Below are 22,643 nucleotides of genomic sequence, written 5' to 3'. Positions count from 1 at the left end.
GCCATCCGAACTTGCGACAGTATTTTCACAAAGCCTTCACTTTCGCAGCTATAGGGTGATGCCTACCTACTCCAGTGCATCCCTTGGCCCGCCTCTCCTCGCGGGCTTTTTTTTGACTGGAAAAAGTCGTCTCAGTCGGGACACTTGGTGGCGGTCAAGGTAAAGCACATCGGCAATTGCGCAGGCTGGTGTTCGTATCTGTCGTAAAGCTCTTCGCGATTGGAGTGGGCATATTCCTGCAGGTCGCTGATCTGTAACTGCGCGCAGATCGCAGCATTTACTACCTCACCCAACGTGTGCACGTACCAGTAGGACGTTGGCCCGGCAACTTCGCCCTGGCCTTCATAGACAATTGACTCCTGCAGCACAAAGGGCTCGCGCTGGAAGTAAGAGCTGGCTGGCAAGAAGGGGTTTTGCGCCCGAGGATCAAACACCTCCAGGAACGGATGGGTTTCATACATCACCAGCGTGCCGCCAGGTTTCAAGGCGCTGGCGACGTGGCGCATGAACAGCGCCACATCCGGCATCCAACCCAGCACGCCGATAGTCACCAAGGCGATATCGAAGCGTTGGTGCAAATCCTGCGGTAGGTGATGGATATCGCTTTCGATGAACTCGGGGTTGTGCGGCGAAACACTGGCCAGTTCACGGGCCTGCTGCAGAAACGCCCGTGATTGATCCACGCCTACCGCCGAGCTCGCGCCCAGGCCAAACAACGACAAGGTTTCACGACCGTTGTTGCAGCACAGTTGCACCACATCCTTGCCGGCTACGCCGATGTCTTGCAGCAAGCCGGTAAGGGTGGGGTCCAGGCAAGAAAAACCGGCGTCACCCACGCTGTTGAGCAACGCGTTCCAGGTGTCGTTGGTTTTATGCAGGTTGGCAGATTGGTCCCAGGCGTCCTTGTTGCTTGCAATCGCCTGTTGCGCTGAGGGCATGTCCATTGCATCTCCAGATAATCAGTACTGCGGGACTCAGAAAATAAGCCAAGTGCCCATGGATTAAAACCCCGAGCAGCGTGCGAAACTTATCGCAAAGCCCGGGGGTCATCAACGCAATGAGCGCTCAGCCCTTGAACGCCGCCTCCGAAGATCTAGCCATGGCCACACAGTCTGACCTGCGTAACGCCTTGTCTCTGGACAGCCTGAATTTCTTCCTGGCGGACGTCCGCGATGGCCTTGGCCCCTACCTCGCTATCTACCTGCTGGCCGTGCATAAATGGGACCCGGCCAGTATCGGCGTGGTCATGACCCTGGCAGGTATCGCCGCGCTGCTCACCCAGGGCCCGGCGGGTGCGCTGATTGATCGCACCCGCAGCAAGCGCGCGGTGATTGCGCTGGCCGCCATCGTAGTGACCCTCAGTTGCGTGCTGCTGCCTTTCGTCAGTTCTTTCGGCCTGGTAGCGCTGACCCAGGCCGCCAGTGCTGTTGCAGCGTCGGTGTTCGCGCCGGCGATCAGCGCGATTTCCCTGGGCATTACCGGGCCACGCGCCTTCACCCGTCGTACAGGGCGCAACGAAACCTTCAACCACGCCGGCAACGCCGTGGCCGCATTGCTGGCTGGTGGCCTAGCCTACCTGTTTGGTCCTGTGGTGGTGTTTTACCTGATGGCGTTTATGGCAGTCGCCAGTGTTTTGGCCGTGAGCTGCGTGTCGGCAGCAGCGATCGACCACGACGTTGCCCGCGGCTTCGATCCTGAGCATCACACCGATCATGAACAACCTTCCGGCCTCAAGGCATTGCTGGCGAACCGCCCGCTTTTGTTATTCGCCATCTGTTGCGCCCTGTTCCACTTGGCCAATGCCGCCATGCTGCCGCTGGTCAGCCAAAAGCTCTCACAGATAAACCTGCAAATGGCCACGCCGCTGACGTCGGCCTGCATTGTCGCCGCGCAATTGGTGATGGTGCCGATGGCCTGGCTGGTCGGGCTCAAGGCCGACATCTGGGGGCGCAAACCCTTGCTGATGGCCGGTTTCATGATCCTGCCGCTGCGCGGTGTGCTCTACACGCTGTCCAGCGATCCTTACTGGCTGGTGGCGGTGCAAATGCTCGACGGCATCGGCGCAGGGATTTTCGGCGCTTTGTTCCCGGTGATCGTCAAGGACCTGACCCAGGGCACCGGCCGCTTCAACGTCAGCCTGGGCACCCTCACCACCGTGTTCGGCCTGGGAGCGGCGCTGAGCAGCAGCCTGGCCGGTTTCGTGGTGCAACAAGCGGGCTACAACGCGGCGTTCCTGACACTCGCCGGCGTTGCAGCGCTGGCCCTGGCGCTCTTATGGCTGGCGATGCCGGAGACGTTGATGAAACCATCCTTCGCTCGACATACAACTGTCGCCTGACATATGCGACAATACGCGCCAAATTCCAACACACATCCAAAATTTTCTGCTCAGCGACCGGGTTTCGCGCCTTGATGTCGCTGTTGACGCATGCCTGAAGGCTCCTGCCGACACGCTCGCAACCCATTGATAGGTAAAGTAATTGATCTCCACAGCTAACATCACCATGCAGTTCGGCGCCAAGCCGCTCTTCGAGAACGTCTCGGTCAAGTTCGGCGCAGGCAACCGTTATGGCTTGATCGGTGCCAACGGTTGCGGCAAGTCGACCTTCATGAAAATCCTCGGTGGCGACCTCGATCCGTCCGGCGGCCAGGTCATGCTGGAGCCGAACGTGCGCTTGGGTAAACTGCGCCAGGACCAGTTCGCCTACGAAGAATTCACCGTGCTCGACACCGTGATCATGGGCCACGAGGAACTGTGGAAGGTCAAGGCCGAGCGCGATCGTATCTACTCGCTGCCGGAAATGAGCGAAGAAGACGGCATGGCCGTGGCCGAACTGGAAACCGAATTCGCCGAGATGGACGGCTACACTGCCGAATCCCGCGCCGGTGAGCTGCTGCTGGGCCTGGGCATTCCCCTGGAACAGCACTTCGGCCCGATGAGCGAAGTGTCCCCTGGCTGGAAACTGCGCGTATTGCTGGCCCAGGCGCTGTTCTCCGACCCTGAAGTGCTGTTGCTCGACGAACCGACCAACCACTTGGACATCAACACCATCCGCTGGCTGGAAAACATCCTGACCCAGCGTTCCAGCCTGATGATCATCATCTCTCACGACCGTCACTTCCTGAACAGCGTGTGCACCCACATGGCTGACCTGGACTACGGCGAGCTGCGCCTGTTCCCGGGCAACTACGACGAGTACATGACTGTAGCGACCCAGTCCCGCGAGCAACTGCTGTCGGACAACGCCAAGAAGAAGGCGCAGATCTCCGAACTGCAATCCTTCGTCAGCCGCTTCTCGGCCAACGCCTCGAAAGCCAAGCAAGCCACCTCCCGCGCCAAGGCGATCGACAAGATCCAACTGGCCGAGGTCAAGCCTTCGAGCCGTGTGAGCCCGTTCATCCGTTTCGACCAGAACAAAAAACTGCACCGCCAGGCGGTCATTGTCGAGCGCATGGCCAAAGGCTTCGATGGCAAACCGCTGTTCAAGGACTTCAGCTTCCAGGTTGAAGCGGGCGAGCGCGTGGCGATCATCGGTCCGAACGGTATCGGCAAGACCACGCTGCTGCGTACTCTGGTCAACGAGCTGACGCCGGATGCCGGTAGCATCAAGTGGACCGACGCGGCTGAGCTGGGCTACTACGCTCAGGACCACGCCCATGACTTCGAAGACGACATGAGCTTGTTCGACTGGATGGGCCAGTGGACTCAAGGCGAGCAAATGATCCGTGGCACCTTGGGTCGCATGCTGTTCTCCAACGACGAGATCCAGAAGTCGGTGAAGGTGATTTCCGGTGGTGAGCAAGGCCGTATGCTGTTCGGCAAGCTGATCCTGCAAAAGCCGAACGTGCTGATCATGGACGAACCGACCAACCACTTGGACATGGAATCCATCGAGGCACTGAACCTGGCGCTGGAAAACTACCCAGGCACGCTGGTCTTCGTCAGCCACGACCGTGAGTTCGTATCCTCCCTGGCCACCCGCATCATCGAGTTGAGCGCCACCGGCGTGATCGACTTCAGCGGCACCTATGACGACTACCTGCGCAGCCAAGGCGTGGTGTTTTAAGAGCAGCGATTAGTTTTCGGCTGCAAGCAGCAAGTTAGAGCCCCGTCCAGTGTGACGGGGCTTTTTGCATCTTGAGATGAGCACGCTTTTTGTGGCGAGGCAGCTTGCTCCCTCGCCACAGGTTATTCGCTCCGGGAGGGATGTTGTTTAAGTAGTTAGTCTGCTTTCCTTTGCCCCTGGCCCTTGCGATGATGCGCCTACCGCCCGCCAGCGAACGAGTACCCATGTCTGCCGCCACGCCCAACTCCCTGTCGATCACCCTGCAGATCGTCTCCATCGTCTTCTACACCTTCATCGCCTTTATCTGCATTGGCCTGCCGATTGCGGTCATACCTGGCTATGTACACGAGCAACTTGGGTTCAGCGCTGTAGTGGCCGGCATCACGATCGGCTCGCAATATCTCGCCACCCTGCTCAGCCGCCCCATGGCCGGGCGCATGTCGGATAACGTCGGCACCAAGCGTGCAATTGTGTTGGGGCTGGCCGGGATTCTTGTGAGTGGCGTGCTGACGTTTTTCGCGACGCTGGTGGAAAGCCTGCCGTCGCTGAGCCTGGGTATTCTGATCGTCGCACGTCTGTTGTTGGGCGTGGCCCAAGGGTTGATCGGCGTGGGCACCATCAGTTGGTGCATGGGCCAGGTCGGTGCCGAACACACCGCGCGGTCGATTTCGTGGAATGGGATCGCGTCCTACGGTGCCATTGCCATTGGTGCACCGCTGGGTGTCGTGATGGTGGCCGAATACGGCTACACCAGCCTCGGCATTGCGCTGTCAGTGTTGGCGGCACTGGGCCTGGCGCTGATCCGCAACAAACCGTCGGTGCCGGTTGTGCGTGGCGAGCGTCTGCCATTTTGGGCGGTGTTCGGGCGTATCGCGCCGTTTGGCGCCAGCCTGTGCCTGGCATCGATTGGCTATGGCACCCTCACCACCTTTATCACCTTGTACTACCTCAATCGAGGTTGGGTCGGCGCGGCGTACTGCCTCACGGTATTTGGCGCGTGCTTCATCCTGTCACGGCTGGTGTTTATTGCCGCCATCAGCCGTTTTGGTGGCTTTCGGGCAGCGATTGCCTGCATGACCATCGAAACCCTCGGCCTTACGCTGCTCTGGCTGGCACCGTCCACCGCGGTGGCGTTGGTTGGGGCCGGGCTGACCGGCTTTGGCTTGTCACTGGTGTACCCGGCGCTGGGGGTGGAAGCCATCAAACAGGTGCCCAACAGCAGCCGTGGCGCGGGGCTGAGTGCGTATGCGGTGTTTTTTGACTTGGCCCTCGCGATCGCCGGGCCGTTGATGGGCGCCGTGGCCTTGAACCTCGGCTACGGCTGGATCTTCTTCTGCGCCGCGCTGTTGTCGGTCACCGCCCTGGGCGTGACCCTGTTGCTCATGCGCCGCGATTACTGATCAGCCGTTTGCATACCGGCGCGGGTGGATTGACCGAGGGTATGGCTGAAAAAACGCCCCGCCTCAGAGATCAAGTCACGGTGAATGCCTTCACGGTCGACCCCGTCAGCATCCGTGCAAATCGCCGGCATCGCCGCCAATTGGTCGCTGTCACACGGCGCCATGAACACGAAGTGCCCTGCCCCGGCCAGCAGCTTGAAGTCGGGCGGCTCTGGCAGCTTGCGCGCCAGGGCGGCAGCGTTCTTGTCCACGGCCACCAACTTGTCGCCATCGCCACTGTAGAGCAGCACCGGCACATGCACGTCGACCAGGGTGTGGCGGCCGAACATCAGGCTCAACGGCGCCATCAGCATCAAGGCGTGAATGCGCAGGTCGGATTGCGGTTGCAGGTCATCGCGGTCCACCACCAATTCGCCTTTGGTGGTGCAAGCATCGCGATCCTCCGGGCGCTCCTGGCAGTAACGGCGCAGGCGGTCGAAATCCGGCTTGGCACCCGCCAGGATCAACGCGGTTTCACCCCCGGCCGAGTAACCGATAACGCCCACCTGATCGACGTCAACGAATGGCGACAGCATCGGATCGCCCAGGGTGGCAGTGATCGCTTCAGAAATCTGAATCGGCCGGCCATACAGGTTGCTCACCGTGCCCAGTCGACTGTGGTCTTTGTAGTTGTCGCCAGGATGCAGCACCGCCACCACCACAAAACCTTTAGGCGCCAGCGACGTGGCCAGGTCGTGCAGGGCCAGAGGTGTGCCGGTGTTGCCGTGGGACAGCATCAACATCGGAAATCGGCCAATGGCAATCTTGGAATCTTCGGAGGCCGCGACGTGATAGGCGCCCAACGGCGTGGTGTGTTCAGCGTCGGTGGACGGGTAGAACGCGATGGCTTTCATCGGCTGCAAGTCCACCGGGTCGAGAAAAGTCATGCGGTGGAAACCCACACTCCAATGGGGGTGAGGCGCAGGGGCGGCGTGCACTGAAACCAGGCTGCCGAGCAGGGAAAGAACCATAACAGCACAAAGACGCATCATGGGGATGGCCACCTTTGCTGTGTGCCCACGTTCAACATCCGCGGCATATCTGGTTGAAAAATCCATGGTTCAGGCGCTCGCACCGGGTGATAAACCCATGCGTGCATAACCTGGGCCAGAGTAATGACAGCGGGTAAACGAAAAAACTCCGTAGTCCGGTCGTTTCGAGGCGATCAGAATACAGAGTTTAGACGCGCCGCTTCAGATTGAAACGGGGAAAGGCGCTATTTTACATAAGCTTTACGCGGCGGCGAACAATTGTTCGTTGATGCGTACGTTGGCGTCGCTCAAAGATTTGCTACGCGCGTCATCGCCGTAGGCCAAGCCTTCGGCCCGTACGATTTCAATGTCAGTGATACCTAGGAAACCAAACAGCAGTTTCAGATAGCCTTCATGGGCAGCGCCAGACGCCTGCCCGGCGTGCAAGCCACCGGAGGTGGACACGATGATGACTTTCTTGTTGCCACACAGGCCTTCCGGGCCGGCTTCGGTGTAGCGGAAAGTCTGGCCGGCGACGGCGATGCGGTCGATCCAGGCTTTCAGTTGAGTCGGGATGGTGAAGTTGTACATCGGCGCACCAATCACCAAGGCATCGGCGGCGAGGAATTCAGCCAGCGACGATGCGCTCAGGTCGGCCTCGTGCTTTTGCGCGGCATCTCGCTGTTCAGCGGCAGTGCCCAGGGCGCCCAGGGTCGCGCCGGAGAAGTGGTTGATAGCTTCGCTGGCCAGGTCGCGGTAAGTCACTTCCACACCCGACTCCGCCGCTTGCCAGGCCTTGACCACACCCGCGCTGAGCTGACGGGATGCCGAGTTGTCGCCGAGAATGCTGGAATCGATATGCAAAAGTTTCATGTGAGATCTCCGGTTAGGATCGTCAAGGGCCATCAGATGGTGGTGATGCTACACATGAAACCAATAGCCGATAAGACGGCTTAAATGCGATAGTTCGTCCCACTCACAGGACAATAGGCTGACCATGCAAGACCTCAACGACCTCTACTATTTCGCCAAAGTCGTGGAAGCCGGTGGCTTCGCGGCGGCCGGGCGATTGCTGGGGATTCCCAAGTCGCGGCTGTCGCGGCGCATCGCTGAGCTGGAAGAACGCCTGAGCGCGCGCCTGCTGCAACGCACCACCCGCCAATTGACCCTCACCGCCGTCGGCGAGCGCTACCTGCGCCACTGCCAGGCCATGCTGCTGGAAGCGGAAATGGCCGATGAGGCCGTGGCCAGCATGTCCAGCGAACCCCGTGGTCGGCTGCGGGTCAGTTGCCCGGTGGGCATGGCGCAGCACATTCTGCCGGAGCTCGTCGCGGGCTTTCTCGCTGCCCACCCCCAGGTGCAGTTGGAAATGACCCTGGTCAATCGCCGTGTCGACCTGGTGGCTGAAGGTATCGACGTGGCGTTGCGCGTGCGTGAACTCGGTGATGAAGACCCGCTACTGGTGACCAAACGCCTGCGCCAGGCCCAGACCTTACTGGTCGCCAGCCCCGAACTCGTGCGCGAGCGTCGAGTCAACAGCCTCGACGACCTCAGGCAACTGCCCATCCTCGGTGCATTGGAGGCAGACCGCATGGTGCATCAACGTATCCTCGACCCACAGGGCACCCCTCACGAACTGGTGATGGAAGCCCGGCTGGGCATCGAAGACTTCATTGTGCGTAAAGCCAGCGCGATCATGGGCGTGGGTTTTACCGTGTTACCAATGATGTATTGCGAAGAAGAGTTGGCCAAAGGCCGATTGGTGCAATTGTTGCCTGAATGGTCGTTGCCGGGCGGCTGGCTGCAAGCGGTTTACCCGCATCGGCGCGGCGTGCTGCCGGCGATACGGGCCTGGATCGACTACCTGGAAGAAGGCTTCAAAGGCTGTGGAGACCGCCTGCTATGAAGATGACCGAAGAACACGTCGCCAGCTTCTGCCTGAGTCTGCCCGGCGCGCGGGAGGACTACAAATGGGGCGGTGTGCGCGTCTTTTCGATTGCCGGAAACAAGATGTTTGCCCTGCAGAACCTGCGCGGTGAATCGCTGGCGTTCAAGGTCGATAAGGAACTGTTCCTCGGCCATGTGGACCGCCCAGGCATCCACCCGGCGCCGTATCTGGCCCGCGCGCAGTGGATCATCATGAACACGCCCTACCCGCTTGGGGCTGATGAACTGCGTGGCTTGTTGCAGCGTTCACACCAGTTGGTGGTCAGCAAGTTGCCCAAACGCACGCAGGTCGGGCTGTTGCTGGGTAATTGACGCAAAAGCACCCTAGTTATCTAAGTGACTATCGGTTGCTCTGCTTTTGATTTGCTCTGCTCAGCTTTTGATCTTGATCTCAGGCGCCCCGTCAACCACGCTGGCCGAACGCAGGCTTGAATCCGTGGGTAACCCGACAGGACGCCGGGTTAGCCGCGCTGGGCCAAGGATGGCTCATCGCGGCGGCCCACGGATTCAAGCCGGAGTGAGGGCATGTCGAGCCTAGGCGAGACACCGAGTGGTGGGGCGAAGGCCTTTTGCTTACTTTTGGGCCTTTCCAAAAGTGAGTCGCTGTAAGAGCGAAACCCTAAGTGGCCGTTATCTAAATAACGGATATACACTCGATCCTAGTCGCCCGACACATAGCCATCGCAGGCAAGCCAGCTCCCACATTTGAACCGTTTCTCGCCAGATAAAAGTCGCCGCATGCCCCGCCGCCACGGGAGCAAGCTCCCTCGCCACAGGTCTGGCGCAGCACCAAAAGAGCTGTAGATACCCAAGCCTATAGGACTGAAACCAACGTGCCGCCGAGAAACATCTGGTCAAGCCAAAACACCTGATGCAACAACACAATCACCCAAAACAACACCTGATAAGACACCTTGCGCGTCTTGTGCCGGAACACCTGCTGGGCAATCAGCGCCCCCGGCCAACCGCCCGCCAGTTCCACGGCATGCAGGATATTTTCCGGCGTGCGCCAACTGTCGGTGCGCGCCTTGCGCTTGTCGCTCCAATACAGGAAAAACGCGATCACGCTGACCACGCCATAGGCCGCCAGCGGGATCACGGTCTCGCCGCGCTGCCACACCAGTACCGAACCCAACAGCGGCGCCGCGCACAGCAGCACGAAGAGCGCTGCCTTCAAGCGTGGGTGCTGAATCATCATGCCTTGGCCGCGGCCCAGTCGATCCAGCCGAATTGCCAAGTCGCCAGGATCAACAAGCCGAACGCAATGCGGTACCAGGCAAACGCTGCATAGCTGTGGCTGGCGATGAATTTGAGCAAGCCCTTGACCGCAATCATCGCGAAGATGAACGAGGTCACAAAGCCGATGGCGAACACCGGCAAGTCCGCAGGCTGGAACAGGTCACGGTACTTGTAGCCCGAATACACCGCCGCACCCACCATGGTCGGCATCGCCAGGAAGAACGAGAACTCGGTGGCGGTCTTGCGCGACAGGCCGAACAACAGGCCGCCGATAATGGTCGAGCCGGACCGCGAGGTGCCCGGAATCATCGCCAGGCACTGCGCCAGGCCCACCTTGAGCGCGTCTTTCCAGGTGATGTCATCGACGGTTTCGGCATGCACTTCGTGCTCGCGGCGCTCGGCCCACAGCATGATGACGCCGCCCACCACCAGCGCCGTTGCCACGGTGATCGGGTTGAACAGGTAGTGATGAATCAGGTCGGCGAAAATCACCCCCAACACCACGGCCGGGAAGAAGGCGATCAAAAGGTTGACGGTGAACCGCTGGGCCTTGCGCTGGGTCGGCAGGCCGCTGACCACTTCGAAAATCTTGCCCCGGAATTCCCACACCACGGCGAGGATGGCGCCCAGCTGAATGATGATGTTGAACGCATTGAAACGGTCGCCGGTAAAGTCGAGCAAGTCGGCGACGATGATCTGGTGGCCAGTGCTGGAAATCGGCAGGAACTCGGTAAGCCCCTCCACAACGCCAAGAATCAATGCCTGTATGGCGGTCCAAAAATCCATGCTTCCCCCAAAGGTCTTGCTCTATGGCAAGCCTCATTGATCTTTTTAATGGTTCACTGACGACAAGATACGATGCTGGATTTTAACCCCCAACCTGCAAAAATCTTGTGAAAAATCAGACAGTACTCAGGTTTTCCGAATACAGGCCGAAAGACTATCAGACAAGGCGGAAAAGTCGATGCACGCCCACAATTATAAAAAGCCCGGAGTGACAGGACGATGAACAGTTTGCGCAATATGTCGATCAGCCGGCGCCTCTGGCTGATCCTGATAGTCGCCGTGCTGATGCTGTTGGCCCTGGGTTTGCTGATGCTCAAGCAGATCCATGACGACCTGTACCAGGCCAAGCGCCTACAAACCCAACACGTGGTCCAGACCGCCAGCGGGATTCTGACGTTTTATCACAGCCTCGAGACGACTGGCGTGATGACCCGCGAAGCGGCCCAGAAACAGGCCATGAGCGTGGTGCGTGGCTTGCGCTACGACCATGACGACTATTTCTGGATCAACGACCTGACGCCGGTGATGATCATGCACCCGGCCAACCCCAAGCTCGATGGCCAGAACCTTTCGGCCATTCGTGACCCTGACGGGTTTGCCGTGTTCAACGAATTCGTGATCCTGGCCAAGGCCAAGGGCGCCGGCATCGTCAACTACCGCTGGCCCAAGCCTGGGGCCGACGCACCAGTGCCGAAAACTTCGTACATCCAACTGTTCCAGCCGTGGGGCTGGATTATCGGTTCCGGTGTGTACGTGGATGATGTGCAGGCCGAGTTCAGCACCCAGGTCTGGAAAGCCTCGTTTATCGGCCTCGGCATTGCGCTGGTGATGGCGTTGCTGGTCTCACTGATCGCCCGCAGCATTGTGCGGCCGCTGCAGGACGCGGTGAACGCCATGGGCAACATTGCCAGCGGCGAAAGCGACCTCACCCGCACCCTCGACACCCACGGCCGGGACGAAGTCACCCAATTGGCCAATCACTTCAACAACTTCACCGCCAAGTTGCGCGAGGTGGTGAGCCAGTTGCAGGTATGCGCCAACGCGCTGGGCCAGTCCTCACAGGAGCTGGGCAACAATGCGACCCAGGCCCATGACCGCAGCCAGCAACAGTCCCAGCAGATGGAACTGGTGGCCACCGCCATCAATGAAGTCACCTACGGCGTGCAGGACGTGGCCAAGAACGCTGAACACGCCGCCAGCGAAATGCGCGATGCACAGGCCCAGGCGCAGCAAGGCCAGGTCAATATCGACGGCAGCCTGCAACAGATCGACCAACTCTCCAACACCATCAGCCAGGCCGTGGAAGTGATTCGTACCCTGTCCGCTGAAAGTACCCAGATCGGCAGCGTGCTCGAGGTCATCCGTTCCATCGCCGACCAGACCAATCTGCTGGCCTTGAACGCGGCGATTGAAGCGGCACGCGCTGGCGAGCAAGGCCGCGGCTTTGCGGTGGTGGCCGATGAAGTACGCCTGCTGGCTCAGCGCACGCAAAAATCCACGGCGGAGATCCAGGGCATGATCGAGCGCCTGCAAGGCCACTCGGAAGCGGCGGTCAACGTGATCAGCGACAGCCACAGCGCGTCGCAACTGACCATCGAGCAAGCCGGCCAAGCCGGCGCCAGCCTGACCGCCATCGGCCAGGCCCTGCACAACCTCAACAGCCTGAATGCCTCGATTGCCAGCGCCACGCTGCAGCAGGCGCATGTGGTGGAAGACATCAACCAGAACGTCACCCAGGCCGCCGGTTTGTCCCACAGCACGGCGCTGGCGGCGGAACAGTCGAGCGTAGCAAGTGCGCACTTGCGCAGCCTGAGCGATCAGCTCGACGGACTCTTGCGCCAGTTCAAAGTCTAGTCCGGTAGTGAGCGGGCAAGCCCGCTCACTACAAGCCAATTCCTACGCCAATCTTCTTTCGTTACAATCCCCGCCCTCTCCCACTCTCCCAAGGAACGACCATGTCCGGGCTTGAACTGTTCGCCGCTGCCCTGGGGGTGATCGCCGTGTGGCTGACGGTCAAGCAAAACCCTTGGTGCTGGCCGATCGGGCTGGTCATGGTGCTGCTTTACACCTGGGTGTTCTACGATGTGAAACTCTATTCCGACATGCTGCTACAGGTGGTTTACGCCGCCCTGCAAGTCTACGGCTGGTGGCAGTGGACCCGCGCCGGCCAGATCAAGCAAGGGCGCCAGGTCACCCGCCTTGGTGGGCTGGCAATCATGGCCAGCCTCACGGTGGGCGCAGTCGGCAGCCTGCTGCTCGGCGCCGCCATGGCCCACTGGACCGACGCCGCCCAACCCTGGCTCGACGCCGCGCTCACCGGTTTCAGCCTCGTGGCGCAAATGTGGATGGCGCAGAAACGTGTGCAGTGCTGGGCGTTGTGGATTGTGGTGGACGTGATCTTCGTCGGGCTGTTCCTCTACAAAGGCCTGTACCTCACCGCCGCGCTGTACGCGCTGTTCACTGTGATCGCCGTGCAAGGCTGGCGTGAATGGCGCGCCGACCCGGCGTTGCACGCATGAAAGTGGTGGTATTGGCGGGTCCCGAATCCAGCGGCAAGAGCTGGCTGGCGGCTGAACTGCAAGCGCACTTCGGCGGGCTGATGGTCGGTGAATATGTGCGCCATTTCATCGACCATCATCGACGTGATACCACCTTGGCCGATATCCCGGCCATTGCCCGCGGCCAACTGGCCTGGGAGGACGCTGCCCGCGCCGAACAGCCTGAGTGGCTGATCCTCGACACGCATTTGCTGACCAACAGACTCTGGAGCCAGACCCTGTTCGGCGACTACCCGGCGTGGCTGGACAGCGAACTGCTGGCGCGGCATTACGACCTGCACCTGTTGCTCTCGCCGGATGATGTGGAATGGACCGCCGACGGCCAACGCTGCCAACCGGAACTGGCGGATCGGCAGGCGTTTTTCGAGGATAGCCTGGCGTGGATGCAGCAGCATCAGCAGGCAGTCGTAGTGATCAGAGGGAATTGGGAGAAGCGCCGAGTCGCGGCCTTCAAGGCTGTAGAAGAATTATTGTAGTGAGCGGGGCAAGCCCGCTCACTGCAGGCGTGGTTAGTAGCCCAAGGAAAGCCCGGTGTTGCGACGCGGGTCATTCGCGCCATAGAAGCGGTTATTCCCCACCGGTTTGCCACCCAGGGATGGAGCACCCACGAGGATCGCCGCCAAGTGGTTGGCGTCCTGCGGGCCTGCAAACGTGTGGCCCCAGCTTTCAAGGATCTTCTGGGTGTCCGGGCTGACCGCGAAGGTCTCCAGGTTAGTCGTCTCAGGCATCCACTGCTGGTGGAAACGCGGTGCGTCCACGGCTTCCTGGATGTTCATCTTGTAGTCGATCACATTCAGGATCGTCAGCAAGGTCGCTGTGATGATGCGGCTGCCACCTGGCGTACCCACTACCATCACCGTCTTGCCATCCTTGGTCACGATGGTCGGGCTCATCGACGACAGCGGCGCCTTGCCCGGTGCAATGGCGTTGGCTTCACCCTGGACCAGCCCGTACATGTTCGGCACACCGACCTTGACGGTGAAGTCGTCCATTTCGTCGTTGAGGATCACCCCGGTCTTGCTCGCCATCACGCCCGCACCGAACCAGTCGTTGAGGGTGTAGGTAACCGACACCGCGTTGCCCCACTTGTCGACGATGGAATAGTGGGTGGTGTTATTGCCTTCATGGGGCGATACACCCGGCTTGATCGCCTGGGAATCACCGGCCTTTTGCGGATCGATCGCGTCACGCAGTTTCGTCGCGTAGTTTTTGTCCAGCAGGTGCTCGATCGGGTTCTTTACGAAGTCCGGATCACCGAGGTAGCTGTTACGGTCCACATACGCGTGGCGCATGGCCTCGATCTGGTAATGCAGGCCTTGGGCCGAGTGATAGCCCAGGTCGGCCATCGGGAAGCCTTCGAGGATGTTCATGATCTGGCAGATCACCACGCCACCGGAGCTCGGCGGCGGTGCCGAAACGACATGGTAGCCACGGTAGTCGCACTCGATGGGCGCCAGCTCGCGGGTTTTGTAGTTGTCGAGGTCTGCCTGGGTGATGATGCCTTTGCCAGCCTGGCTGGAATCCACCAGTGCCTTGGCAACCCAACCTTTATAGAAACCGTCACTGCCCTTGGCCGAGATTTCCTTGAGGGTCTTGGCCAGGTCTTTCTGCACGAGTTTCTGACCCACCTGCAGCGGTTGGCCGTTATGCAGGAAGATTGCGCGCATGTCCTTGTCTTTTTCAAACTCACCGGTAGCGGTATGCAGCAGGTCGATATCACCCTGCTCCAGGGCGAAGCCGTTTTCCGCCAGTTTGATCGCCGGGGCGATGACCTGGGCACGCTTGAGGGTGCCGTATTTGCTCAGGGCCAGCTCCATGCCCGAGACAGTGCCAGGTACGCCCACAGCCAGATGGCCCTTGGCGCTGAGGCCTTCGACGACGTTGCCGTCTTTGTCCAGGTACATATTGGCGGTGGCCGCCAGCGGCGCTTTTTCGCGGAAATCGAGGAAGGTCTTGCGCCCGTCAGCCAGTTGCACGGTCATGAAACCGCCACCGCCCAGGTTACCCGCCGCCGGGTATACCACGGCCAGCGCGTAGCCCACGGCGACGGCCGCATCGACCGCGTTGCCGCCAGCCTTGAGCACATCCACGCCCACATGTGTTGCCAAATGCTGGGCCGTGACCACCATGCCATTTTCACCGGCCACCGGGGCCTGGGACGCGGCTTGTACACCACTGACCGTCAACACCAGGGCGGTGACAATCAAGGTACGGCTGAAGGGTTGGTATTTCATCCATGGCTACTCTGGTTATTGAGATGCACCAAAATAGCCCGTTGCGGATTTAATCCCCAGCGCAATGGCGTTTTTATTACAGAACCTGTCGGTCACAGAACCGGCCTGAAAAAGCCCATGCTCTATCGCTCGCTCAGGCCGGTAAGTTCGGCGAGAGTGCTGCGCAGAACCAGGGCCAAGTCTTTCGCTTGCTGAGCCGTCGCGACATTGGTAAATCCCATCATCAACCCCTGCCCCCACCCCACCTCGAGCGTCCACGATGACAACGCTTGAACTGCCAACCCTGCACGATCAGCCGCCTCAGCCACAACCCGATCCGGTACATCCACCATCAACCGAGCCAAGAGGTTAATCCCGCCCGCCTGCTCATCTACCCGCAAAAACGCCGCGCAATGCACCCGCAACGCCGCCACCCAATACCCCCGACGCTGCGCATACAACTGCCGCATTTTCTTCAGATGCCGGGTGAAATGCCCCTGCTCCAGAAAATCCGCCGCCGTCAGCTGCAACAACTGCGCGCTGCGCTGCTGCAACGCATGGGCACCCCGTTCAAACACCTCGACCAACGACACGGGCACCACCAGATACCCCAACCGCAAGCCCGGGAACAGCATTTTGCTGAAGCTCCCGGCATAGATCACCCGGTCATCCACATCCTGGCTCTTGAGCGCTGCCAGCGGCTGGCCGCGATAGCGAAACTCACTGTCGTAGTCATCCTCTACCACCCAACTGCCTTGCGCCCGCGCCCACTCCAGCAAGGCCTGCCGACGCGCCGGGCTCAACGCCACACCCAACGGGCTCTGATGCGCCGGGGTAACAATCGCCAATCGTGCCTCGCGTTCGCGCGCAATGCCTTGCTCGACATCCAGGCCATCGCGATCCACCGGCACCGGCACCAGCTCCACACCGTGACGCATCAACAATTGCCGCGCATGCAAATACCCAGGGTCTTCAAACCAACAGCGTTGCCCCGCCATCGCCAGCGTGTCGCACACCAACGTCAGGCACCCCGCATACCCGGCACACACAAATACCTGCTGCGGCGAGCACTCCACGCCCCGATACAACGCCAGGTAGCTGGCGATCGCCACACGCAGCGCCTGGGTGCCACGTACGTCACCCATCGCCAGGCTGTCGGCGTCGGTGCGGCGCACTTGCTGGGTGACCAACCGCGCCCACAGCTTGCGCGGGAACGCATCCAAAGCAGGCAAGCCCATCTGCAGCGGACGTGGACCTGAAGTGCCTGGCAACGAGGCCGGCATTGGCTTCACCGACTTCGGCGGCAACGCCTCGGCGATCACCGTTCCCGCTTGCCCGCGCGCCTCAAAGAAGCCCTCGCTGACCAATAGCTGATACGCCGCCTCCACCGTACCGCGCGCCACCTTGAGCTCCTGGGCCAGCGCCCGCACCGACGGCACGCGCTCACCGGGGCGCAATTGGCCCTGGTCGATGGCCTGGCGAAAGCGCCGGTAGATTTCCTGGTATTTGGGTAGTGACGACATCGCAAGTGGCTCGACGCAAAGACAGGCCGAAGTCTGATCATGTCCCAACCCACTTGTCCAATCATGCCCCTGTCGGCCCCCGTTCACCCCCACGACAATGGCGCATCCCTGACCGAACAAAGGAATGCCCATGAAACACCGCCTCGATTACGCCCAGGCCGCCCCTGTCGGCTACAGAGCCCTGGGCACGGTGCACAGCTACATCCATGGCTGCGGCCTGGAGAAAGAACTGATCGACTTAGTGTACCTGCGGGTCTCGCAACTCAATGGCTGCGCCTATTGCTTGGACAGCCACTCCCGCGACTTGCTCAAACAGGGCGTGAGCCTGGAAAAAATCATGCTGCTGGCTGCCTGGCGCGAGGGGCTCCCGCTCTTTACCCCGCGTGAACGTGCCGCGCTGGCCTGGGCCGAAGTGGTCACCCCCGTGGCGCAAACCCAAGTGCCGGATGCAGATTACACAGAGGTCGCGGCGGCGTTCAGTGAGAAGGAAATCGCCGACCTGACCCTGGCCATTTCGTTGATGAACGCGCTTAACCGCGTTGCGATCAGCTTCCGCAAAGTGCCGGCAGCGATCAAGGCGCACGTTGAGAACCAAGGCCATGAATGAACACGTCGAATGCGTACAGATGGAAACCCAGGCCGATTTCATCGCCTGCTTCGTAGTGATGCAACAGCTGCGCCCGCACCTCACCGACGCAACGGCCTTTGCCGCGCAAATCCAGCGCCAACGGCAAAACGGCTATCGCCTGCTGGCCGCACGCGAAAACGGCCAGGTGATTGGCCTGGCCGGCTACCGGTTGACCGAAAACACCCTGTATGGCCGCTTTATATACGTGGATGACCTGGTGATAGACGCCTCATTGCAGCGTCGCCGGCTGGGTGAACGCCTGCTGGATCGCGTGCGTGAGGAAACCCGCGCGCGTGGCTATCGCTGGCTGGTGCTGGACACCGGCATGCACATGGCCATGGCCCAGCGCTTCTATTTCCGCCAGGGCCTGCTGCCCCTGGGCATGCACTTTTCCCAGGATTTGAGCCAATGACTCACGCCCTGCTCCTCAGTTTCAGCCCCCACGGCAAAGCCGCGCAGACCTTCAAACTGGCCCGCGCACTGTTACGCGACCTGATGCCGGGCGCGCAGGTGACCGAACGCGATTATGGCAGCCAGGCACTGCCGCCCTTGACCCGTGAATACGCTAACGCGCTGACCACTCCGGGCGGACTCAGCGCCAGCGCGACGGGGCTGTCGGAACAGTTGATCGTGGAACTCGAAGCCTGCGGCCTGCTGATCCTCTGCGCGCCGGTGCATAACTTCACCGTGCCGGCGGCGCTCAAGGCCTGGATCGACCAAGTGGTGCGCATCCAACGCAGCTTTACGCTGAATGAGCAGTTTGAAAAAGTCGGCTTACTGAAGGACCGACGCACCTTTGTGCTGGTCAGTTCGGGTAACGCCCGCAAGGGCCATGAGCCGGACTTTTTCACGCCGTACATGACCGCGATCCTGTCTACCGTGGGCATTCAGTCAGTCGATTTCGTGTATTTACCGGCCATGGTGCGCGGCGCAGAAGCGGTCAACCGCGCGCTGGAGCAGGCTCATCAGCGACTGTCGGTGGCAATCAGCTCTGGCCTATAAAAATAATGGCGCTAGAATCAGCGCCATTCTTGCGCCTGACTCCCTGATACGAGCCCCCCATGAGCTTTGATTTCGACACGATCCACCCCCGCATCGGCACCGGCAGCACCAAGTGGAGCCGCTACCCGCAGGACGTTTTGCCGATGTGGATCGCCGACATGGACATCGCCGCGCCCCCCGCCGTGCTGCAGGCGCTGCATGCACGCCTCGACCAGCAGGTCCTCGGCTACAGCGTCGCCGGCCCGGATGTGCGCGAGGCGATCGTCGCCGACCTGTGGGCCAAATACGCTTGGCGCGTACAACCGGATGAGCTGCTGTTCCTGCCCGGCGTCGAACCGGGTTTCAACATGGCGCTGCACGCGTGTGTCCAGCCGGGCCAGCCAGTGGTGCTGCAAACCCCGAACTATCGGCCGATCCGCCTGGCCCCAGGACACTGGAACCTGCCGCGCATCGAAGTCCCCTTCGAGCTGATCGACGGTGAATACTTCACGCCACTGCCAGCCTTGCACGATGCGCTGGCCGGCGCGGGTGCACTGCTGCTGAGCAACCCGCACAACCCCATTGGCAAAGTCTTCCCGCGCGAAGAACTGCTCGCCGTGGCCAACGCCTGCCTGGCAAACGGCGCGCTGATCATCTCCGATGAAATCCACGCCGAGCTGTGCTTTGACGGCCGCCGCCATATCCCCACCGCCAGCCTCAGCGATGAGATCGCCCAGCGCACCATCACCCTGATGTCGGCCAGCAAGGCCTATAACGTGGCGGGTTTGAAGACCTGCTTTGCGGTGGTCCAGAACGCCGAAATCCGCGAGCGCTTCAACGCGGCCCGTTGCGGCATGGTCGACAGCGTCAGCCCCCTCGGTCTGGAAGCCACTCGTGCGGCCTACAGCCAATGCGGCGACTGGCTCGACGCGCTGGTGCAGTACCTGCAAGCCAACCGTGACTACCTGCTCAAGGCCGTGCAAACCCGCCTGCCCGGTGTGGTGATGCATGCACCGCAAGGCACCTACTTGGCCTGGCTGGATTGCAGCGCGCTTGGCCTGGATGACCCGCAACAGTTCTTCCTGGAACAGGCCAAGGTGGGCTTGAGCGCTGGGATCGAGTTCGGTGACGACAGCCAGCAATTCGTGCGCCTGAACTTCGGCTGCCCACGGTCGATGCTGGAAGAGGGTTTGCAACGTATGGAACGGGTACTGCGCCAACGCCAGGCCTGACTCACCCTAAGCTGAGCCGTAATGGGCTCAGCTTTTGCTCTGCTCTGCTTTTGATCTTGATCTCAGGCGCCCCGCCAGCCGGCGACGACACGGGATCGTCACAGCTTGGCGATGGACACTTCGGTGGACTTCACAAAGGCAATCACTTCACTGCCCACTTTCAACTCCAGATCACGTACCGAACGGGTAGTGATCACCGAAGTGACAATACCGGACGCCGTTTGCACGTCGATTTCCGACACCACGTCCCCCAGCAGAATGTCCTTGATCACGCCCTTGAACTGGTTGCGCACGTTGATCGCTTTAATGGTCATGTCGACTTTCCTTTTTGGCTGTTGGGTCAATCCGCACGTATGCGCAGGCCCTCAAAATGCGCCAATACCGACCACATCAAAAAGAATATATAAATATTTATTTATATCATTAAGGAATATGTGAATTATTGCCCTGCCAACAGCGCTTCAAGAATTTGTCAACCTGCGAAGCATCTGCCGAGCGCCAACGAATCGGCGTGATCCGGTGCTGCGCAGCTGAAGCCGCTGTGCTTGAGCGAGCTGCAACGCGCCCATGTGATTGAATTGAAACGGCTCCCACACTTAACTCAGTGTGACCCAATAGCGCGTCCGCGCCTGCACCTCGACCCCCAGCGTTGAGGCCAACAGGTTGAGGATTCGGTCCGTGTCGTCCAAGCGAAAACTGCCTGTCACCCGCATACGCTCCAGGCGTGAATCCCAGCGCAACACCCCTGGGCGATAGCGCTCCAACTCCCGCAGAAAATCCCCCAACGGTTGGTTCTGCGCCGTCAACACACCCGCGCGCCAGCCCAACTGCGACACATCAAACGGCGCCCAGGCGGCCAGCCCGCTGGCGTTCAGGGGGGCTTGCTGGCCCGCCTGCAAGGTCGTCACTTGCCCGTTCAGGTCGCGCACGTGAACCAAGCCCTTGAGCACCGACACCCGACAGCCAGCGGCCAGTTGCCGCACACACACTTCGGCCTGGCTGACCCTCAATTCGCCGTATCGGGTGTGCACGGTCATCGCCGTCGCGCCAGGCACATTCAGCGCCAACTCACCGTCCACCAAGGTGATGCGGTGCTGCGCGAGGTCCATGTTCACTGCCGTCGCGGTATTGAGTTGCAAGCTGCCGCCGTCGGCCAATGGCAGGCGTTTGCGCTCACCAGTGGCGGTATGCAGGTCGGCGCGCCATGCCTCGATGGGCAATTGGCGGCTGACCAACCAGGCAGTCGGCACCAATGCCGCGATCCCCAAGGCACGCTTGAGCACAGCGCGTCGCCCCGGTTGTGGGCGGTCGAGGCTGGCCATCGCCAGGGCCTGGGGCAAGTCGCTGAAACGCTGGCGTAGGGTTTGGGCTTTCTGCCAGGTCTGTTCGTGTTGGGGATGGCTGTCACGCCAGCGCTGCAACGCGGCGTGATCACGCTCGGTGGCCGCGCCGGATTCGAGCAGAGCCAACCAATGGGCGGCGGCGCGGGCGACGTCGCGGCTCACAGGTCCACCAGCAGGCAATGCTCGTAGGCTTGGGCCATATAACGTTTCACCGTGCGCTCGGACACGTCGAGGCGCTCGGCAATTTCCCGGTAGCCCAGGCCTTCCAGTTGGCTCCAGAGGAAGGCGCGGCGGACCAGCACCGGCAAGCCGTCGAGCAATTCATCCAAGGCTTGCAGCGTCTCCAACACCAACCAACGCTGCTCGGGGGAAGGCACGCATTCTTCCGGCAGGTTCGCCAAGGCAGTCAGATAAGCCTGTTCAAGGCTGCGCCGCTGATGAAAATTCACCAGCAGGCGCTTGCCGACGGTCACCAGGTACGCCCGCGGCTCCTGCATCTGCGCAATCGGCTGGGCGCTGGCGAGCACCCGCAAAAACGTATCCTGGCTCAGGTCCGCGGCATCCCAGGCATTGCCCAGGCGCCGGCGCAGCCAGCTTTCGAGCCAACTGCGGTGGTCACGGTACAGGCTCGACAAGGTCAGTTCGGGGGCGTGGGTCGGTACAACAGCATCATTCATGGCTAGCGACCTGCGCGGCGCGAGTGAGTCTCAAATGAGATTCATTCTATTTAATATCGCACTGACACACCATGCCCTTTTCAACAATGCGTTTAAAGCATGGCGGCCTTCTGCCGCAGCAAGTCGATAAACCACCCCAATTCCCGGCTCACCCCCTCGCCTTTGCGCAATAACATGCCAAACGGCGCAAGCCGTACCTCCAGGGCTACCGGCAACGCCACCACCAAACCCATCTTCAGGTAATCACGCAGCGCGCTTTCTGACAGCACCATCACCGCGTCGGTCAGTTGGATCAACTGCTGCATGGAGTACACCGAGCTGCATTCGATGATGTCCGCTGGGCTCGGCAGCGCCAGGTCCTGCAGCGCCTGGTCGAAGCCGATACGCGCCGGGCTGGTTTGCGGTTGCAGGATCCACGGCCAGTCGTGCACCAATTCCTCCAAGGGCACGTGTTCGCGCTGAGCCAGGGGATGGCCCGCATGCACCACCACCAGCAAGCGTTCGTTGCCCAGGGGTTCGAAACTGTAATGCTCGCTGTCAGTGGCGGCGTTGCGCCGCGTGATCGCCAGGTCGATGCGACCCTGCTCAAGCAGTTGGATCACCTGGTCGCTGGTGTCACCCATGATGCGGATACGCAGTTGCGGGTTTAGCGTTTTGATCTGCGCGATGGAGTCCATCACCAAGTCCGGTGCGGCGCCCATGATGGTGCCGATCGACAGGTAGCCATAGCCGCCCTGCTGGCGAGCCATCAAGTCTTCGGCGCAACGGTCCAGCCCGCTCAAGGCTGATTCGGCAAAGCGGATCAACTCCTGGCCCAGCGCCGTCGGACGCATGCCCCTGGGCAAACGCTCGAAAAGGTCGCAGGCAAACATATCCTCGATCTCACGCAGCATGCGCGTGGCGGCCGGCTGCGACATGTTCAGCGCCTGGGACGCACGGTGCAGGTTCTGGCTGGAACTCAGCGCTACGAGCATATGCAAGTGCTTGTAGCGCAGGCGGTTAAATAGGCTGCGGGAGATCGGCGGACTACTCATCAACT

General features: G+C 60.8%; 23 protein-coding genes. 12 read left to right on the top strand and 11 right to left on the bottom strand.

Annotated elements, in window-relative coordinates; translation table 11 throughout:
* Nucleotides 1–131 precede the first annotated feature (131 nt).
* Nucleotides 132–944 carry a class I SAM-dependent methyltransferase gene (locus tag AACY36_RS23440; protein ID WP_339497624.1) on the bottom strand — a complete coding sequence of 271 codons (813 nt, stop codon included), beginning with the start codon at nucleotides 942–944 and terminating at the stop codon, nucleotides 132–134.
* A 155-nt stretch (nucleotides 945–1,099) separates the two neighbouring features.
* Between AACY36_RS23440 and AACY36_RS23435 the strand changes: the two genes are divergently transcribed.
* The 3 genes from AACY36_RS23435 (at nucleotide 1,100) to AACY36_RS23425 (ending at nucleotide 5,467) form a co-directional block, all read left to right on the top strand.
* Nucleotides 1,100–2,338, top strand: a complete 1,239-nt coding sequence (locus AACY36_RS23435; RefSeq protein WP_339419082.1) for an MFS transporter — start codon at nucleotides 1,100–1,102, stop codon at nucleotides 2,336–2,338.
* 142 nt (nucleotides 2,339–2,480) lie between these two features.
* Nucleotides 2,481–4,067 (top strand): ABC-F family ATPase, encoded by a 1,587-nt coding sequence (locus tag AACY36_RS23430; protein WP_339418942.1) that lies wholly within the window; start codon nucleotides 2,481–2,483, stop codon nucleotides 4,065–4,067.
* A 224-nt stretch (nucleotides 4,068–4,291) separates the two neighbouring features.
* A complete protein-coding gene (locus AACY36_RS23425; protein ID WP_339418940.1) occupies nucleotides 4,292–5,467 on the top strand; it encodes an MFS transporter in 1,176 nt (391 codons plus the stop codon).
* Here AACY36_RS23425 and AACY36_RS23420 read toward each other — a convergent pair.
* The gene (locus AACY36_RS23420; RefSeq protein ID WP_339497622.1) at nucleotides 5,461–6,498 is read right to left on the bottom strand and encodes an alpha/beta hydrolase family protein; all 1,038 of its coding nucleotides are present in this window, start codon (nucleotides 6,496–6,498) and stop codon (nucleotides 5,461–5,463) included. The genes AACY36_RS23425 and AACY36_RS23420 overlap by 7 nt on opposite strands.
* A 240-nt stretch (nucleotides 6,499–6,738) precedes the next feature.
* A complete protein-coding gene (locus tag AACY36_RS23415) occupies nucleotides 6,739–7,350 on the bottom strand; it encodes an FMN-dependent NADH-azoreductase (protein ID WP_339418938.1) in 612 nt (203 codons plus the stop codon).
* 124 nt (nucleotides 7,351–7,474) lie between these two features.
* On the opposite strand from AACY36_RS23415, the gene AACY36_RS23410 reads away from it, so the two are divergent.
* Together AACY36_RS23410 and AACY36_RS23405 are read left to right on the top strand one after the other, a co-directional pair.
* The gene (locus tag AACY36_RS23410) at nucleotides 7,475–8,383 is read left to right on the top strand and encodes a LysR substrate-binding domain-containing protein (protein WP_339497621.1); all 909 of its coding nucleotides are present in this window, start codon (nucleotides 7,475–7,477) and stop codon (nucleotides 8,381–8,383) included.
* Entirely contained in the window at nucleotides 8,380–8,736 is a 357-nt protein-coding gene (locus AACY36_RS23405) for an MmcQ/YjbR family DNA-binding protein (RefSeq protein WP_339428230.1), read from the top strand. The genes AACY36_RS23410 and AACY36_RS23405 overlap by 4 nt, the downstream gene beginning before the upstream one ends.
* Before the next feature lie 502 nt (nucleotides 8,737–9,238).
* Here AACY36_RS23405 and AACY36_RS23400 read toward each other — a convergent pair.
* Both AACY36_RS23400 and AACY36_RS23395 read right to left on the bottom strand, forming a co-directional pair.
* Entirely contained in the window at nucleotides 9,239–9,622 is a 384-nt protein-coding gene (locus AACY36_RS23400; protein ID WP_065909282.1) for a DUF1294 domain-containing protein, read from the bottom strand.
* Nucleotides 9,619–10,449 (bottom strand): undecaprenyl-diphosphate phosphatase, encoded by an 831-nt coding sequence (locus AACY36_RS23395; RefSeq protein WP_049708511.1) that lies wholly within the window; start codon nucleotides 10,447–10,449, stop codon nucleotides 9,619–9,621. Before AACY36_RS23395 ends, AACY36_RS23400 begins: the two co-directional genes overlap by 4 nt.
* Before the next feature lie 219 nt (nucleotides 10,450–10,668).
* Here AACY36_RS23395 and AACY36_RS23390 point away from each other — a divergent pair, with 219 nt between their 5' ends.
* The 3 genes from AACY36_RS23390 (at nucleotide 10,669) to AACY36_RS23380 (ending at nucleotide 13,483) form a co-directional block, all read left to right on the top strand.
* Complete coding sequence (locus AACY36_RS23390) at nucleotides 10,669–12,303, top strand: methyl-accepting chemotaxis protein (protein ID WP_339497620.1); 1,635 nt, start codon at nucleotides 10,669–10,671, stop codon at nucleotides 12,301–12,303.
* Nucleotides 12,304–12,404: 101 nt separating this feature from the next.
* On the top strand, nucleotides 12,405–12,968 hold the full coding sequence (pnuC, locus tag AACY36_RS23385) for a nicotinamide riboside transporter PnuC (protein ID WP_339418932.1): 564 nt from the start codon (nucleotides 12,405–12,407) through the stop codon (nucleotides 12,966–12,968).
* Nucleotides 12,965–13,483 (top strand): AAA family ATPase, encoded by a 519-nt coding sequence (locus AACY36_RS23380; RefSeq protein ID WP_339419119.1) that lies wholly within the window; start codon nucleotides 12,965–12,967, stop codon nucleotides 13,481–13,483. The genes pnuC and AACY36_RS23380 overlap by 4 nt, the downstream gene beginning before the upstream one ends.
* Before the next feature lie 33 nt (nucleotides 13,484–13,516).
* Here AACY36_RS23380 and ggt read toward each other — a convergent pair whose 3' ends face one another.
* Nucleotides 13,517–15,241: a gamma-glutamyltransferase gene (gene ggt, locus AACY36_RS23375; protein ID WP_339428227.1), complete on the bottom strand. Its 1,725-nt coding sequence runs from the start codon at nucleotides 15,239–15,241 to the stop codon at nucleotides 13,517–13,519.
* 122 nt (nucleotides 15,242–15,363) lie between these two features.
* Nucleotides 15,364–16,743: a MocR-like pyridoxine biosynthesis transcription factor PdxR gene (gene pdxR, locus AACY36_RS23370; RefSeq protein WP_339457164.1), complete on the bottom strand. Its 1,380-nt coding sequence runs from the start codon at nucleotides 16,741–16,743 to the stop codon at nucleotides 15,364–15,366.
* Nucleotides 16,744–16,873: 130 nt separating this feature from the next.
* On the opposite strand from pdxR, the gene AACY36_RS23365 reads away from it, so the two are divergent.
* Genes AACY36_RS23365 through AACY36_RS23350 form a run of 4 tightly spaced genes read left to right on the top strand, consistent with a single transcriptional unit; the run spans nucleotide 16,874 to nucleotide 19,584 of the window.
* On the top strand, nucleotides 16,874–17,350 hold the full coding sequence (locus AACY36_RS23365; protein ID WP_339418928.1) for a carboxymuconolactone decarboxylase family protein: 477 nt from the start codon (nucleotides 16,874–16,876) through the stop codon (nucleotides 17,348–17,350).
* Nucleotides 17,343–17,783, top strand: a complete 441-nt coding sequence (locus tag AACY36_RS23360; protein ID WP_339418927.1) for a GNAT family N-acetyltransferase — start codon at nucleotides 17,343–17,345, stop codon at nucleotides 17,781–17,783. Before AACY36_RS23365 ends, AACY36_RS23360 begins: the two co-directional genes overlap by 8 nt.
* Complete coding sequence (locus AACY36_RS23355) at nucleotides 17,780–18,373, top strand: FMN-dependent NADH-azoreductase (protein WP_339418926.1); 594 nt, start codon at nucleotides 17,780–17,782, stop codon at nucleotides 18,371–18,373. The genes AACY36_RS23360 and AACY36_RS23355 overlap by 4 nt, the downstream gene beginning before the upstream one ends.
* A gap of 59 nt (nucleotides 18,374–18,432) precedes the next feature.
* A complete protein-coding gene (locus AACY36_RS23350; protein WP_339418924.1) occupies nucleotides 18,433–19,584 on the top strand; it encodes a MalY/PatB family protein in 1,152 nt (383 codons plus the stop codon).
* Between the two features lie 98 nt (nucleotides 19,585–19,682).
* On the opposite strand, the gene AACY36_RS23345 is transcribed toward AACY36_RS23350, so the two are convergent.
* The 4 genes from AACY36_RS23345 to AACY36_RS23330 all read right to left on the bottom strand — a co-directional run bounded on the left by AACY36_RS23345 (nucleotide 19,683) and on the right by AACY36_RS23330 (nucleotide 22,638).
* A complete protein-coding gene (locus tag AACY36_RS23345; protein ID WP_339418922.1) occupies nucleotides 19,683–19,898 on the bottom strand; it encodes a TOBE domain-containing protein in 216 nt (71 codons plus the stop codon).
* A 282-nt stretch (nucleotides 19,899–20,180) separates the two neighbouring features.
* A complete protein-coding gene (locus tag AACY36_RS23340) occupies nucleotides 20,181–21,089 on the bottom strand; it encodes a FecR domain-containing protein (protein WP_339437092.1) in 909 nt (302 codons plus the stop codon).
* Nucleotides 21,086–21,604, bottom strand: a complete 519-nt coding sequence (locus AACY36_RS23335) for a sigma-70 family RNA polymerase sigma factor (protein ID WP_339418918.1) — start codon at nucleotides 21,602–21,604, stop codon at nucleotides 21,086–21,088. The genes AACY36_RS23340 and AACY36_RS23335 overlap by 4 nt, the downstream gene beginning before the upstream one ends.
* Nucleotides 21,605–21,696: 92 nt before the next feature.
* The gene (locus tag AACY36_RS23330) at nucleotides 21,697–22,638 is read right to left on the bottom strand and encodes a LysR family transcriptional regulator (protein WP_339418917.1); all 942 of its coding nucleotides are present in this window, start codon (nucleotides 22,636–22,638) and stop codon (nucleotides 21,697–21,699) included.
* Nucleotides 22,639–22,643 lie beyond the last annotated feature (5 nt).

Source organism: Pseudomonas sp. EA_15y_Pfl1_P101 (genome assembly GCF_963970835.1).
In the GTDB taxonomy this organism is placed as follows: Bacteria; Pseudomonadota; Gammaproteobacteria; order Pseudomonadales; family Pseudomonadaceae; genus Aquipseudomonas; species Aquipseudomonas tritici.
This window is presented reverse-complemented; position numbering and strand designations above follow the sequence as displayed.

Coding starts and splice junctions, on each gene's coding strand:
- AACY36_RS23345 (WP_339418922.1), bottom strand. CDS start 19,898: ATGACCATTAAAGCGATCAACGTGCGCAACCAGTTCAAGGGCGTGATC.
- AACY36_RS23415 (WP_339418938.1), bottom strand. CDS start 7,350: ATGAAACTTTTGCATATCGATTCCAGCATTCTCGGCGACAACTCGGCA.
- AACY36_RS23420 (WP_339497622.1), bottom strand. CDS start 6,498: ATGATGCGTCTTTGTGCTGTTATGGTTCTTTCCCTGCTCGGCAGCCTG.
- AACY36_RS23405 (WP_339428230.1), top strand. CDS start 8,380: ATGAAGATGACCGAAGAACACGTCGCCAGCTTCTGCCTGAGTCTGCCC.
- AACY36_RS23425 (WP_339418940.1), top strand. CDS start 4,292: ATGTCTGCCGCCACGCCCAACTCCCTGTCGATCACCCTGCAGATCGTC.
- pdxR (WP_339457164.1), bottom strand. CDS start 16,743: ATGTCGTCACTACCCAAATACCAGGAAATCTACCGGCGCTTTCGCCAG.
- AACY36_RS23390 (WP_339497620.1), top strand. CDS start 10,669: ATGAACAGTTTGCGCAATATGTCGATCAGCCGGCGCCTCTGGCTGATC.
- AACY36_RS23335 (WP_339418918.1), bottom strand. CDS start 21,604: ATGAATGATGCTGTTGTACCGACCCACGCCCCCGAACTGACCTTGTCG.
- AACY36_RS23410 (WP_339497621.1), top strand. CDS start 7,475: ATGCAAGACCTCAACGACCTCTACTATTTCGCCAAAGTCGTGGAAGCC.
- ggt (WP_339428227.1), bottom strand. CDS start 15,241: ATGAAATACCAACCCTTCAGCCGTACCTTGATTGTCACCGCCCTGGTG.
- pnuC (WP_339418932.1), top strand. CDS start 12,405: ATGTCCGGGCTTGAACTGTTCGCCGCTGCCCTGGGGGTGATCGCCGTG.
- AACY36_RS23350 (WP_339418924.1), top strand. CDS start 18,433: ATGAGCTTTGATTTCGACACGATCCACCCCCGCATCGGCACCGGCAGC.
- AACY36_RS23435 (WP_339419082.1), top strand. CDS start 1,100: ATGGCCACACAGTCTGACCTGCGTAACGCCTTGTCTCTGGACAGCCTG.
- AACY36_RS23440 (WP_339497624.1), bottom strand. CDS start 944: ATGGACATGCCCTCAGCGCAACAGGCGATTGCAAGCAACAAGGACGCC.
- AACY36_RS23380 (WP_339419119.1), top strand. CDS start 12,965: ATGAAAGTGGTGGTATTGGCGGGTCCCGAATCCAGCGGCAAGAGCTGG.
- AACY36_RS23365 (WP_339418928.1), top strand. CDS start 16,874: ATGAAACACCGCCTCGATTACGCCCAGGCCGCCCCTGTCGGCTACAGA.
- AACY36_RS23360 (WP_339418927.1), top strand. CDS start 17,343: ATGAATGAACACGTCGAATGCGTACAGATGGAAACCCAGGCCGATTTC.
- AACY36_RS23330 (WP_339418917.1), bottom strand. CDS start 22,638: ATGAGTAGTCCGCCGATCTCCCGCAGCCTATTTAACCGCCTGCGCTAC.
- AACY36_RS23355 (WP_339418926.1), top strand. CDS start 17,780: ATGACTCACGCCCTGCTCCTCAGTTTCAGCCCCCACGGCAAAGCCGCG.
- AACY36_RS23400 (WP_065909282.1), bottom strand. CDS start 9,622: ATGATGATTCAGCACCCACGCTTGAAGGCAGCGCTCTTCGTGCTGCTG.
- AACY36_RS23395 (WP_049708511.1), bottom strand. CDS start 10,449: ATGGATTTTTGGACCGCCATACAGGCATTGATTCTTGGCGTTGTGGAG.